General features: G+C 62.4%; 11 protein-coding genes. 7 read left to right on the top strand and 4 right to left on the bottom strand.

Annotated features, from left to right (window positions below):
- Positions 1–15 precede the first annotated feature (15 nt).
- Together B2Y33_RS21330 and B2Y33_RS21325 are read right to left on the bottom strand one after the other, a co-directional pair.
- Positions 16–1,212 carry an aromatic amino acid transaminase gene (locus B2Y33_RS21330; RefSeq protein WP_027914862.1) on the bottom strand — a complete coding sequence of 399 codons (1,197 nt, stop codon included), beginning with the start codon at positions 1,210–1,212 and terminating at the stop codon, positions 16–18.
- A 147-nt stretch (positions 1,213–1,359) separates the two neighbouring features.
- Positions 1,360–2,385, bottom strand: a complete 1,026-nt coding sequence (locus tag B2Y33_RS21325; RefSeq protein WP_027914861.1) for an Ldh family oxidoreductase — start codon at positions 2,383–2,385, stop codon at positions 1,360–1,362.
- A 428-nt stretch (positions 2,386–2,813) separates the two neighbouring features.
- Between B2Y33_RS21325 and B2Y33_RS21320 the strand changes: the two genes are divergently transcribed.
- From B2Y33_RS21320 to B2Y33_RS21300, 5 genes are all read left to right on the top strand, one after another.
- The gene (locus tag B2Y33_RS21320; protein ID WP_027914860.1) at positions 2,814–3,623 is read left to right on the top strand and encodes a gamma-glutamyl-gamma-aminobutyrate hydrolase family protein; all 810 of its coding nucleotides are present in this window, start codon (positions 2,814–2,816) and stop codon (positions 3,621–3,623) included.
- A gap of 285 nt (positions 3,624–3,908) precedes the next feature.
- On the top strand, positions 3,909–4,820 hold the full coding sequence (gene kdgD, locus B2Y33_RS21315) for a 5-dehydro-4-deoxyglucarate dehydratase (RefSeq protein ID WP_027914859.1): 912 nt from the start codon (positions 3,909–3,911) through the stop codon (positions 4,818–4,820).
- A 102-nt stretch (positions 4,821–4,922) separates the two neighbouring features.
- Positions 4,923–6,287: an MFS transporter gene (locus B2Y33_RS21310; protein ID WP_111475637.1), complete on the top strand. Its 1,365-nt coding sequence runs from the start codon at positions 4,923–4,925 to the stop codon at positions 6,285–6,287.
- A 76-nt stretch (positions 6,288–6,363) separates the two neighbouring features.
- Complete coding sequence (garD, locus tag B2Y33_RS21305; protein ID WP_206405499.1) at positions 6,364–7,917, top strand: galactarate dehydratase; 1,554 nt, start codon at positions 6,364–6,366, stop codon at positions 7,915–7,917.
- A gap of 23 nt (positions 7,918–7,940) precedes the next feature.
- Positions 7,941–9,533: an aldehyde dehydrogenase (NADP(+)) gene (locus B2Y33_RS21300; RefSeq protein WP_206405498.1), complete on the top strand. Its 1,593-nt coding sequence runs from the start codon at positions 7,941–7,943 to the stop codon at positions 9,531–9,533.
- A 45-nt stretch (positions 9,534–9,578) separates the two neighbouring features.
- Here the strand turns inward: B2Y33_RS21300 and B2Y33_RS21295 are convergent, their stop codons facing one another.
- A complete protein-coding gene (locus B2Y33_RS21295; RefSeq protein WP_027914855.1) occupies positions 9,579–10,328 on the bottom strand; it encodes a FadR/GntR family transcriptional regulator in 750 nt (249 codons plus the stop codon).
- Positions 10,329–10,466: 138 nt separating this feature from the next.
- Here B2Y33_RS21295 and B2Y33_RS21290 point away from each other — a divergent pair, with 138 nt between their 5' ends.
- Both B2Y33_RS21290 and B2Y33_RS21285 read left to right on the top strand, forming a co-directional pair.
- Entirely contained in the window at positions 10,467–11,117 is a 651-nt protein-coding gene (locus tag B2Y33_RS21290) for a DUF998 domain-containing protein (protein WP_206405497.1), read from the top strand.
- Between the two features lie 74 nt (positions 11,118–11,191).
- Positions 11,192–11,521 (top strand): hypothetical protein, encoded by a 330-nt coding sequence (locus B2Y33_RS21285; protein WP_088523431.1) that lies wholly within the window; start codon positions 11,192–11,194, stop codon positions 11,519–11,521.
- Positions 11,522–11,630: 109 nt separating this feature from the next.
- Here the strand turns inward: B2Y33_RS21285 and B2Y33_RS21280 are convergent, their stop codons facing one another.
- Entirely contained in the window at positions 11,631–12,845 is a 1,215-nt protein-coding gene (locus B2Y33_RS21280; RefSeq protein WP_027914852.1) for a YeeE/YedE family protein, read from the bottom strand.
- Between the last annotated feature and the right edge of the window lie 21 nt (positions 12,846–12,866).

Raw genomic sequence — 12,866 nt, 5'->3', positions numbered from 1 at the left:
GTTAAGCGTGGGCGCTTACTGATGCACAGCCGCGAATGCCTCGGCAACACGCTGCAGGTTTGCCGGCCGCAGGCCTGACATGCACACGCGCCCACTGTCGATCAGGTAGACGCCAAACTCATCGCGCAAGCGGCGCACCTGCTCCACGCTGAAGCCTGTGTAACTGAACATGCCCCGCTGACGCAGCAGGAACTGGAAATCACGCCCCGGCAGCAACACGCCCAACGCATCGACCAGCGCTTGGCGCATGTCCAGAATGCGAGTGCGCATGACTTCCACTTCCGCAGCCCACTGGGCATTGAGGACGGGATCGTTGAGCACGCCTGCGACCAGTTGGGCACCGAAGTTGGGTGGGCTGGAATAGTTACGGCGCACGGTGGCCTTGAGTTGGCCAAGCACGCTCTGCGCCGTGGCCGCATCGTCGCAGACCACCGACAGGCCGCCCACACGCTCCCCATACAGGGAGAAGATCTTGGAGAACGAGTTGCTGACCAGGCACGGCACGCCTGCGCTGGCCATTTCGCGGATGGCGAACACGTCTTCGACCAGCCCTTGGGCAAAGCCTTGGTAGGCGATGTCCAGGAAGGCGATCAACTGACGGGCCTTGACCACCTCCACCACCTGCTGCCACTGGCCCTGGTCCAGATCGGCACCTGTCGGGTTGTGGCAGCAGGGGTGCAGCAGCACCACACTGTTGGCAGGCAAGGTGTGCAACGTGGCAAGCATACCTTCGAAGTCCACGCCACGGGTGGCCTGGTCGAAGTACGGGTAGGTGTTCACCGTGAAGCCCGCACCCTCGAAGATGGCGCGATGGTTGTCCCAGGTGGGGTTGCTGACCCAGACTTGCGCCTGCGGGAAATAACGTTTCAGGAAGTCGGCACCGACCTTCAGGGCTCCGGAACCACCGACGGTCTGCACCGTTGCCACGCGACCGTCGGCAACCGCCGGGTGGTCGGCCCCGAACAGCAGGGCCTGAATGGCCTGACGGTAACTGGCAAGGCCTTCCATGGGCAGGTACAGCGAAGCATCGTGATCCTGGCCTGCGATGCGCTTTTCCACTGCATCCACTGCAGCGAGCTGCGGCACTACTCCGGCTTCGTCGTAGTAAAGGCCGATGCTCAGGTTGACCTTGTCGGCGCGTGGATCGGCCTTGAAGGTTTCCATCAACGAGAGGATCGGGTCGCCGGCGTAGGCTTCGACATGTTTGAACACAGCGTGCAGCTCCTTGGGATCAGGACGAGTCAAAAAGGCAGCCAAGAGCATACCCGTACTGGCTGAGAATGGGCACCAACTATCGTGCAAGGGGTATATGCAACCCTGCATGATCGGGTAAGGGCCGCCTACCCTGCCCTGCGGCGATCAGATGAGCAGATCGCGCAGCGCCTGCAGTGTACTGATGCCGATTGCCACCCCTTCGCGCTGCGCCCGTTCACGCTCCAGGTGCCGCCGGGCACCTGGCATGCGACTGACGCCGGCCGCCTCCATCTGCTCGAGTAGCAGGCGGCTGCGCTGGGCGAACCGTTGCCCTTGTGCGATCTGTGGATCGATGACGATCAGCAACTGCCCGGTCCACGGCGTCTTGGCCCCGGGATGGCCAGACCAGTCGAACTCCCACGAAAAATGCCCACCCGTGAGTGCTGCCGCCAACAATTCCACCATCATCGACAAGGCTGAGCCCTTGTGCTCGCCGAACGGAAGCAGAGCACCGCCGTCCAGGATCTTGGCCGGGTCCTGAGTCACCTGGCCCTGACCGTCCACGCCCACCCCCAGGGCCACGGGCTCCCCGGCACGGGCAGCCAGTTGCACATCGCCATGGGCCATCGCACTGGTGGCCATGTCGAACACGATGGGTGGATGCCCTTCGCAAGGCGCAGCGAAGGCGATCGGGTTGGTCCCGAACACCGGCTTGCGCGCACCGTGCGGTACGACGCATGTCATGCTGTTGACCACGCTCAGGGCAACCAGGCCCTGTTCGGCGAACGGCTCCACATCCGGCCACAATGCGGCAAAATGATGGGAATTGTGGATGGCCAGCACTGCGATCCCAGCAGCGCGTGCCTTGGCCACCAACACGTCCCGGGCAGCCGCCAATGCGGGCTGCGCAAAACCACCCCGTGCATCGACACTGATATAACCGGCCGCCAGATCACTGACCTCGGGAGTAGCCTTGCCATCCACCCAACCGCTGGCCAAGGTCGACACGTAGCCAGGCATGCGGAACACGCCATGGCTATGCGCGCCATCACGCTCGGCGCTGGCACAATTGGCGGCCAGTACCCGAGCCACTGCCGGCGTACAGCCATGACGCTCGAAGATCGACTCAAGCAGGGCTTTGAGCTCAGCAAAGGGAACATGGGTGACGGGCTCGCTGCTAGGGATGGCCATCAAAATATCCTTCTTCTGATCATGGAGGGATGTGCTGCACCGCAACAGCTCGGAAGACTAACCCACGCCTGCTGGCAGGGCCACGTGATCCGGTCGAGTCACCTGCCAAGCATCAGCCTGTAGCCCCTGGAACCGTTGGAACATTGCGGCGCTGCAATGAGTCGACTGCGTCGTTAAGTATTATTGACCAACGCCCTAGCCAAACCCGCGCCGCCACTGCCTTTCAGCCCGCCAGGCCCCGTGATTGGGGCCTGGCGGGCTGCTGCGGTCGTTTGACATATCGAACGGCTCTGGCAATCTAACACCAAGTCCCGACCGGCATCGTCGACGCCGACGAGTCGGCAGTGCTCGGGGCCCCAGGTTGCACCAGCGCCGCGCGCCGAGCACCTGCACAACAACGACAGGTTCAACCTGTCCCAAGGTGACATATGTCCAACAGCAACATTGGCAACAAGCAACCTTCCCTGCGCAAACCCATCGTTCTGATGACCATGGGCACCCAAGAGCGCAAAGGCCATGACTACCAGGTCATGACCCACAAATACATCACCCCGCTGGTCGATTTCGCCGATTGCGTCCCGGTCCTGGTGCCCACCTGCTGTGGCATCGAGGCACTGGAGACCTACTTGGACATGGCCGACGGCGTGTACCTGACGGGCGCGGGCAGCAACATCGACCCAGCGCTGTACGGCCAGGAGAACGAAACCCCAGGCAAAGGCCAGGACAGGAACCGTGACCTGTTCGACATTCCGCTGGTCAAGGCGGCGATCAAGCGCGGCCTACCCATCTTCGGCGTGTGTCGGGGCATGCAGGAAATCAACGTGGCGCTGGGCGGGGACATCTACCAGAAGGTGTACGCCGAGCCTGGTTTCAATGATCACCGTGAAAACCCCGAAGACCCTGTCGAGGTGCAGTACGCTCAGGCTCACAGCGTGAAGATCAAGCCCGGCAGCTGGCTGCGCGATACCCTTGGCACGGACGAAATTCGCGTCAACTCCCTGCATGGCCAAGGCTTGCGCAACCTGGGCAAGGGCATCGAAGCCATTGCCCACGCCGAAGACGGGTTGGTCGAGGCCATCCATGCCCCGGGCCTTTCGTCTTTCCTGTTTGCCGTTCAATGGCACCCGGAGTGGCAAGCTGCCAAGAATCCTGACTCGATCAAGCTCTTCCAGGCCTTTGGCGATGCGTGCCGAGCGCAGGTTCGCAAGGCACAGGGCAAGCCTCAACAGGCGGCCTGATCACCCGCACACAGGCGAGTAATTAAGCATGGGGCGGCGCAAGGCCGCCTCATTCGTTTGTAAAGCGACTACCCATCCCAGAGATACGATGACCCGACAGCAGACACAACTGTCTAAGGCCGCTTTCTGCGCTCCACCATTCATCCATAGCGCGCCATTAATGCAATCCCTCATCACCTAGACCGAAAAAAAATCCAGAGGGGACTGTTCTTGAGTTAGGTTGTACGATAACTTACCTCATACAAACCGCACCGCTCCCACCCAAGTGTCTGGATGCCTATAACAATGAACCCACAAGAACTGAAATCCATCCTCTCCCACGGCTTGCTGTCATTTCCTGTCACCGACTTCACTGCGCAGGGCGATTTCAATCAGGCTGGCTACATCAAACGCCTGGAATGGTTGGCCCCATACGGCGCGAGTGCGCTGTTCGCCGCCGGGGGTACGGGCGAGTTCTTCTCCCTGGCTGCCAGCGAATACAGCCAGGTCATCAAGACAGCGGTGGACACATGCGCCACGTCGGTACCTATCCTGGCGGGCGTAGGTGGTGCAACCCGCCAGGCCATCGAGTATGCGCAGCAAGCCGAGCGCCTGGGGGCCAAGGGCCTTCTGTTGCTGCCGCACTACCTCACCGAAGCCAGCCAGGATGGCGTCGCTGCCCATGTAGAGGCCGTGTGCAAGTCGGTCAACATCGGCGTAGTGGTCTATAACCGCAACGTCTGTCGCCTCAATGCCACCTTGCTCGAACAACTGGCCGAGCGTTGCCCGAACCTGATCGGCTACAAGGACGGTCTGGGTGACATTGAACTGATGGTGTCGATCCGTCGCCGCCTGGGTGAGCGTTTCAGTTACCTGGGCGGGCTGCCGACTGCCGAAGTCTATGCTGCAGCGTACAAAGCGCTGGGTGTGCCGGTGTATTCATCGGCGGTATTCAACTTCATCCCCAAGACGGCCATGGACTTCTACCACGCCATTGCCCGGGACGATCACGCCACCGTAGCCAAGTTGATCGACGACTTCTTCCTGCCCTACCTGGAAATTCGTAACCGCAAGGCCGGTTACGCCGTCAGCATCGTCAAGGCGGGTGCCCGCATTGCCGGCCATGACGCAGGCCCGGTTCGTGCACCGCTGACCGACCTGAACCCCGAGGAGTATGAAATGCTTGCCGCCCTGATGGACAAGATGGGGCCGCAGTAAACCCTCGCGGCGCCTGCCAGCGCCGCCCCCGGAGTGGGCCCGCCCTACTCCGGCACAATTCGAAGACCCCGCACAACAATAACTAGTGGGAGTACTACCAGCATGCAAGCGACGAAGAAAACGCATGTGCGCTACCTGATCCTGTTCATGCTGTTCGTGGTGACCACGATCAACTACGCCGACCGCGCAACCATCGCCATCGCAGGGTCGAGCCTGCAAAAAGACCTAGGGATCGACGCCGTCACCCTGGGCTACATCTTCTCGGCCTTCGGCTGGGCCTATGTGGCCGGACAGATTCCCGGCGGATGGTTGCTGGATCGCTTCGGCTCAAAAAACGTCTATGCATTCAGCATCTTCACCTGGTCACTGTTCACCTTGCTGCAAGGCTTCGTCGGCGGCCTGCCGGTGGCCTGGGCAGTCGTCACTTTGTTCACCCTGCGTTTTCTGGTCGGCTTTGCCGAAGCGCCGTCGTTCCCCGGCAACGCCCGGATCGTCGCCGCCTGGTTTCCGACCCAGGAGCGAGGCACGGCCTCGGCGATCTTCAACTCGGCGCAGTATTTCGCCACCGCCCTGTTCGCGCCCCTGATGGGCTGGATCGTGTTCAGTTTCGGTTGGGAGCATGTGTTCGTGGTCATGGGCGTGCTGGGCATCCTCTTTTCGATGGTATGGCTCAAGACCATCTACAACCCACGCCAGCACCCGCGTATCAGCCCCGCCGAGCTTGAACACATCGAGCAAAACGGCGGCTTGGTGGACATGGACCACAAGCGCGGCAACCACGGGCCCAAGTGGGGCTACATCAAGCAATTGCTGACCAGCCGCATGCTCCTGGGTGTGTACCTTGGCCAGTACTGCATCAACGCCATCACCTACTTCTTCCTGACCTGGTTCCCGGTGTACCTGGTGCAGGAACGGGGCATGACCATCCTCAAGGCAGGGTTCATCGCTTCGCTGCCGGCTATCTGTGGCTTCATCGGTGGGGTACTGGGCGGCGTGATCTCGGACTGGTTGCTGCGCCGCGGCAATTCGCTGACCTTCTCGCGCAAACTGCCAATCGTGTGCGGCCTGATGTTGTCCACCACCATGGTGTTCTGCAACTACGTCGATGCCGAATGGATGGTAGTAGGCTTCATGACCCTCGCGTTCTTCGGCAAAGGCATTGGTGCGTTGGGCTGGGCAGTGGTGGCCGACACCTCGCCCAAGCAGATCGCAGGCCTGTCCGGCGGGTTGTTCAATACCTTCGGCAACATCGCCTCGATCACAACCCCTATCGTGATCGGCTACATCATCAGCGCCACCGGCTCGTTCAAGTGGGCGCTGGTCTATGTGGGCGCCAATGCGCTGGTGGCAGTACTGAGCTATCTGGTGATCGTCGGTCCGATCAAGCGCATCGAGCTGCGCGATGAGACGCCTGAGCCCAAACCAGCGCCTGTGGCGGATGCCCAGCTTGCCAGCCCGCGTCATTGAATGAGCACGTGCGCACTGCCCGCCAGTGCGCACGCACGTAAAAAAAGCCTGAGAACCTGAACAATAGGGCCCGAACATGCAGCTGATCGAACATTCCGAATCGCCGCGCTACATCCGTCTTCACGATGATGACAATGTGGTGGTAGTGGTCAACGACGGCGGCCTGGGCGAAGGGGCCCGGTTCGCCGATGGGCTTACCTTGGTAGAAGACGTGCCCCAGAGCCACAAGGTGGCCACCGTGCCCATCGCCAAGGGCCAAGCGGTACGGCGCTATGGACAGGTGATCGGCTATGCCCTGGAGGACCTGCGCCAAGGCAGCTGGGTGCAGGAGGGTCAGCTGGACATGCCCGCCCCGCCCGAGCTGGACGATCTGCCACGCTGCGATGCAGTTCCCCAGCCGAAACCGCCGCTGCTGGGTCATACCTTCGAAGGCTACCGCAATGCCGACGGTACGGTCGGCACCCGCAACATCCTGGGTATCACTACCACCGTGCAATGCGTCACCGGGGTGCTGGAGCATGCCGTCAAGCGCATTCGCAATGAGCTGCTGCCGCGCTATCCGAATGTTGACGATGTGGTGGCCCTCACTCACAGCTACGGCTGCGGCGTGGCCATCAATGCCCGCGATGCCTATATCCCCATCCGTACCGTGCGCAACCTGGCGCGCAACCCTAACCTGGGTGGCGAAGCGCTGGTCATCAGCCTGGGCTGTGAAAAGCTCCAGGCCAGCCAAGTGATGCACGAAGACGACCTGTCGGTCGACCTCAGCGAGCCCTGGCTGTACCGTCTGCAGGACGCAAGCCTGGGCTTCACGGAAATGATCGAGCAGATCATGGCCCTGGCCGAAACCCGCCTGAAAAAACTCGACAAGCGCAGGCGTGAGACTGTGCCGGCCAGTGAGCTGATCCTGGGCATGCAGTGCGGCGGCAGCGATGCCTTCTCCGGCATCACCGCCAACCCGGCGCTTGGCTACGCGGCAGACTTGCTCGTGCGGGCCGGTGCAACAGTGCTGTTCTCGGAAGTGACCGAGGTACGCGACGCCATCTACATGCTCACCTCCCGCGCACAGGATCCGCAGGTGGCCGATGCGCTGGTACGCGAAATGGACTGGTACGACCGCTACCTGCACCAGGGCGCTGCCGACCGCAGCGCCAACACCACCCCAGGCAACAAGAAAGGCGGTTTGTCGAACATTGTCGAGAAAGCATTGGGCTCAATCGTCAAGTCCGGCAGCGGCGCCATTCAAGGTGTGCTCGGGCCGGGGGAACGGGTGAATGGCAAGGGGCTCATCTTCTGTGCCACACCTGCCAGCGACTTCGTCTGCGGCACCCTGCAACTGGCCGCCGGGATGAACCTGCATGTGTTCACCACCGGCCGAGGTACGCCATACGGCCTGGCAATGGCGCCGGTGGTGAAGGTATGCACCCGCACCGAGCTGGCGCAGCGCTGGCCGGACCTGATCGACATCGACGCCGGGCGCATCGCCACGGGCCGCAGCACCATCGAAGAGCTGGGCTGGGAGCTGTTCCATTACTACCTGGACGTGGCCAGCGGGCGCAAGCACACCTGGGCTGAGCAACACCGCCTGCACAACGACATCACCCTGTTCAATCCCGCACCCATTACCTGATCCTTTTTTCTGAGGAGTTCCAGATGCCAGAGATTCTTGGCCACAACTTCATCGCCGGCCAGCGCAGCGCCGCCGGCACACAGCGCCTGCAAAGCTTGGATGCCACTACCGGTGAGCCCCTGCCCTATGGCTTCGTACAAGCCACCGAGGGCGAAGTGGACGAGGCGGCCGAAGCCGCACAGGCCGCTTTCGCAGCGTTTCGTCAGTTGGCACCGGCACGGCGCGCCGAATTTCTGGAGGCCATTGCCGCAGAGCTCGATGCGCTCGACGATGACTTCGTGGCGATCGTCTGCCGTGAAACCGCATTACCAGCAGCCAGGATCCAGGGTGAGCGCGGCAGGACCAGCGGTCAGATGCGCCTGTTTGCACAGGTGCTGCGCCGAGGCGACTATCTGGGTGCGCGTATCGACCTGGCGCAGCCAGACCGTCAGCCGCTGCCGCGCGTGGACCTGCGGCAGATGCGCATCGGCGTTGGACCTGTAGCGGTGTTCGGCGCGAGCAACTTCCCCCTGGCCTTCTCTACCGCCGGTGGTGACACCGCCGCTGCACTGGCTGCCGGTTGCCCGGTGGTATTCAAAGCGCACAGCGGCCACATGGCTACCGCCGACCTGGTCGGTTGTGCCATCGAACGCGCGGCCGCCCGTACCGGCATGCCCAAAGGCGTGTTCAACATGGTGTTCGGGGCAGGCGTGGGTGAGCCATTGGTCAAGCATCCGGCCATCCAGGCGGTGGGCTTCACCGGCTCGCTCAAAGGTGGCGATGCCCTGTGCCGCATGGCCGCCGAGCGCCCCCAGCCGATCCCGGTGTTTGCCGAAATGTCGAGCATCAACCCGGTGATCGTCCTGCCTGGGGCGCTGGCCAAGCGCGGCGAAGCGATTGCGCGTGAACTGGCAGGCTCCGTATGCCTGGGGGCTGGACAGTTCTGCACCAATCCGGGGTTGGTGATAGGGCTGCAATCGCCCGCTTACACCCAACTGCTCAAGAACTTGGGCAGCCATCTTGATCAACAGGCTGGCCAGACCATGCTCAATGCAGGTGGCCTGCGAAGCTACGCCAGTGGGCTGGATCATCTTCACGCCCATGACGGTATCGTGCACCTGGCCGGCCAGCCGCAGACAGGCCCGCAGGCACGTGCACAGCTGTTCGAGGCCGAGGCCCGCCTGCTGGTGGAGTCTGACCCGCTTTTGCAGGAAGAAGTCTTCGGCCCGACGACGATAGCGGTGCAAGCGCGCGACGAGGTACAACTGCGCAGCGCCCTGCAGGGCCTGAGAGGCCAACTGACCGCGACGCTGATCGGCGAGCCTGAAGACTTTGCTGCGTTCGCCTGGTTGGTACCGCTGCTGGAGGAAAAGGTCGGCCGCATCCTGGTGAACGGCTACCCCACCGGGGTGGAGTTATGCGATGCCATGGTCCACGGCGGCCCGTACCCCGCCACCTCGGACGCTCGGGGCACGTCTGTCGGCACGTTGGCCATCGACCGATTCCTACGGCCGGTGTGCTATCAGAACTACCCGCAGGCGCTGCTGCCAGAGCCGCTGCGCGACAGCAACCCGCTGGGGTTGCGCCGGCTGGTGAATGGCCAGTGGAGTGATAAAGCGATCGAAGGACAATCTTGAGTCATTAGCCGTGATGAGGGACACCAGGAGGCTGGGGCGATGGTGTCACGCCCCGCTCACCTGTGCCCGCTCATGCGCCTGGCGCAGCCGTTCCCGGCTGTTGCTCAGGTGCATGCGCATGGCCATTTTCGCCCCTTCGCTGTCCTGACGTGCAATGGCCTCATAGATCGCTTCGTGCTCATGCATCAGCCTGCTCATGTAATGGGGCTGGTCGTCGTGGGCCAAGCGGGCAGAATTGAGGCGGGTTCGAGGGATGATGCTGGTGCCCAGGTGGTTGATGATGTCGGCGAAATAGTGATTACCGCTGGCCTGGGCGATGCGCAGGTGGAATTGAAAGTCCGCGGACACTGCATCGGTAGCATGAGCTGCCCCTTCATTGAGCTCATCGAGGGCCGCGCGCATCCCAGCCAGCTCTTCATCGCTGCGTCGCTGCGCGGCAAGGCTGGCCGACTCGATCTCAAGGGCGATGCGCAGCTCCAGTACCGCGAGTACTTCGCGCAGCGTCACCACCGTGGCCGGGTCGATGCGCAGCCCCCCAACCGGTGGAGCGTCCAGCACGAAGGTACCGATACCATGACGGGTTTCCACCTGCCCGGCGGCTTGCAAGCGCGAGATCGCCTCTCGCACGACCGTGCGGCTGACCCCTTCCTCGGCCATGATCTGCGATTCGGTCGGCAGCTTGTCACCGCGCTTGAGTTGACCACTGCGAATGCGTTCGGTCAGCACCGTGACCAGTTCCTGGGCCAGGCTGCGCGGCTTGCGCCTGGCCCGAGCCGGTGGTTGTAGATCTGACATGCCCTGTGCTTCACCTTGAAAGACAGCTGTCATGATAGCAGGCAGTTGTACGATCACATACGGCTGCCACGTTATTGGTGCTGGTGCTATCACGACACCGTTTGTTAAGGTCCGGGCTTTCCATGGAAGGATGTCTGCATGAAACTGCTCGACCGAGCACTGCTGAGCTGTGGCTTGCTCATTCCATTTTGGCTGGCTCTGGGCGTTTCGCTGACGGCCATGGCCTACCCCGGCTATGATCATCTGCAATTGGCAATGAGCCAGCTTGGCGCCGTCGGCGCCCCAACCCATGGCCTCTCCCCGCTGGTGAACAATTTCCCACTAGCGCTCTTGTTCGCCTTGTTCGCCTGGGGCATTGCGCGGCGCTGGCGCGGCTCCCGGCTGGCCATGGTCAGTGCGGTACTGTTGCTACTGCACGCCGTTGGCAGCTTGGGCACGGGTTGGTTCGCCTGCGACCAGGGCTGCGCGCCTGACCAGCCTTCCACGTCGCAGCAGTTGCACAACCTGTCAGGGCTGTTGATGTTCTTGTCCTTGACCCTCGCCAGTGGCCTGTGGGTCTGGCTCGGCGCTCGCGTCGCGGACTCTCGCGCCCTGGCGGTCACCTCGCTGGTATGTACCCTTGGGGCAATCATCACCATCGGGTTCATGGGCCAAGCCATGCAAAGCGGCGAGTTGTTCGGGCTTTACCAGCGGCTTAATTATGGCGTGGGGGTGGTTTGGGTAGCGGCTATCGCCGGGTACAGCCTGTGTGAACAGGCCAGCACAGGCGCCAAGGCTGCGCTGGCCTGAAGGCAAACTGCTGGCCCCTGGCTACGGAAGGACTAGGCAAACTTCCTTCTCCTTCAAGCGCTTAGGACAGGAACATGCGAGTCATTCTAGCAATTACAACGGGCTGCCTGCTGGCGACGGTAGGTCTCAGCGTCAGCGCGCGATCGTTGACTCAGAACGATCGCCAAGCCTGCACGTGGGGTGCCCAGATTGCAGCCCAGGCCCAACAAGCCAAGTTGTCTGGCGTGACGCTCTATACCGCGCGCAAGAAGCTGCAGGCCCGCAAGTTTGCCAAGCCGTGGATGCGCATGACAGCCTTCGGCATCACCGAGCAAACCTATAATAGCCGCTCGCGGCTCTCACCGGCTGCCATCGGCAAAACCTACCATGAACAATGTGTACAGCATGCTGTGGCACGTAGATAGCTAGTTAAATCAGATAGTTAAGAACTATATTTGATGTTAACTATCAGTCCAGCAGCCCCAACCTAACGTTGATTGGCCGAGTCGTTAACCACCCGGCCAGCCCCTTGCCTTAACAGCCGGTCAAGGTCGTCGCGCGGCGCTCCCCTGCAAAGAACGCAGGGCGTAGCCGTACCCCGACCACGTTGCCCATGTAGGCGGCGATCAGCCATAGCCAGCCGTGCAGGCTCCCCGATGCGATACCGCTGAAATAAGCGCCAATATTGCAGCCGTAGGCCAGGCGAGAACCGTAGCCCAGTAACAGGCCGCCAATGACGGCAGCGATCAGTGACGGCAGCGGGATCTTCAGGCTCGGCGCAAAGCGCCCGGCAAGACCTGCGGCCAGCAGCGCCCCCAGCACGATGCCCAGGTCCATAACGGTGGTTACATCCTGCCAGACTGGCGAGGCCAAGGCCTTGGCATTGGCCGGCGCCTGCCAGAACACCCAGCTGCTTACCTGAACGCCAAGGCTGTCCAGCACCTTTGCGCCCCACAAGGCGAAGGCCGAGGTGATGCCCCAGGGCCGCCCAGCCAGCGCCAGGGTGGCATAGTTGAGCACGGCCAACGCGACGGCACCCCAGACCAACGGCCAGGGGCCCCGTACAAAGCGTTGCAGACCTGCCCGGCCATGCTGCTCAGGCTGTTCAAGCCCACCGTGGCGGCGCTTTTCCAGGTGCACCGTGACCCAGGCGATCAGGCCGAACACGCCCAGGCTCACCAGCAGGGCGGGCACGAGGCCCCATGCCTGCACGATCGAGGTCGCAGGCAATGATGGCAAAGCAAACCACCAGTCGGCGTGGTGCGTGGCGGTCACGGAACCGATGATGAAGAACAGCAGGGTCACCAGCATTCGGGCATTGCCGCCACCAACGGTGAACAAGGTGCCCGACGCGCAGCCGCCCCCCAGCTGCATGCCGATGCCGAAGATGAAAGCCCCGAACACGACGGACACCCCGGCCGGTGCCACAAGCCCTGTCACGGGGTTGCCGAACAGGTTGCCGGCCGCAAGCGCCGGGAAGAACAGCAGTACGGCCAGTGCCAGCATGACCATCTGTGCGCGCAAGCCGGCGCCACGCCGCTCATTGATGAACACGCGCCACGCGGAAGTGAAACCGAAGGCGGCGTGATACAACGTCAGGCCCAGCGCAGCCCCCAGCAGCAGAAGCAGCACCTGCTTGAAGCCTGCGTTGACATCCAGGAACCAGGCGCCAGCCATCAGTAGGCCCAAGGCGACTAGGGGTGCGCCCAGGCGGCGCGGTTCAGGTGAAGCGGTAGCGGAAAGACCCATCGAAATACTCGGAAAAAATCG

Origin of the sequence: Pseudomonas sp. UBA5666 (genome assembly GCF_002420785.1) — a bacterium.
Taxonomy (GTDB): domain Bacteria; phylum Pseudomonadota; class Gammaproteobacteria; order Pseudomonadales; family Pseudomonadaceae; genus Aquipseudomonas; species Aquipseudomonas fulva.
This window is presented reverse-complemented; position numbering and strand designations above follow the sequence as displayed.

Bases quoted from the DNA above. Each gene is read 5' to 3' on its own strand.
- B2Y33_RS21325 (WP_027914861.1), bottom strand. From the start codon at position 2,385: ATGGCCATCCCTAGCAGCGAGCCCGTCACCCATGTTCCCTTTGCTGAG.
- B2Y33_RS21320 (WP_027914860.1), top strand. From the start codon at position 2,814: ATGTCCAACAGCAACATTGGCAACAAGCAACCTTCCCTGCGCAAACCC.
- kdgD (WP_027914859.1), top strand. From the start codon at position 3,909: ATGAACCCACAAGAACTGAAATCCATCCTCTCCCACGGCTTGCTGTCA.
- B2Y33_RS21310 (WP_111475637.1), top strand. From the start codon at position 4,923: ATGCAAGCGACGAAGAAAACGCATGTGCGCTACCTGATCCTGTTCATG.
- garD (WP_206405499.1), top strand. From the start codon at position 6,364: ATGCAGCTGATCGAACATTCCGAATCGCCGCGCTACATCCGTCTTCAC.
- B2Y33_RS21300 (WP_206405498.1), top strand. From the start codon at position 7,941: ATGCCAGAGATTCTTGGCCACAACTTCATCGCCGGCCAGCGCAGCGCC.
- B2Y33_RS21295 (WP_027914855.1), bottom strand. From the start codon at position 10,328: ATGTCAGATCTACAACCACCGGCTCGGGCCAGGCGCAAGCCGCGCAGC.
- B2Y33_RS21290 (WP_206405497.1), top strand. From the start codon at position 10,467: ATGAAACTGCTCGACCGAGCACTGCTGAGCTGTGGCTTGCTCATTCCA.
- B2Y33_RS21285 (WP_088523431.1), top strand. From the start codon at position 11,192: ATGCGAGTCATTCTAGCAATTACAACGGGCTGCCTGCTGGCGACGGTA.
- B2Y33_RS21280 (WP_027914852.1), bottom strand. From the start codon at position 12,845: ATGGGTCTTTCCGCTACCGCTTCACCTGAACCGCGCCGCCTGGGCGCA.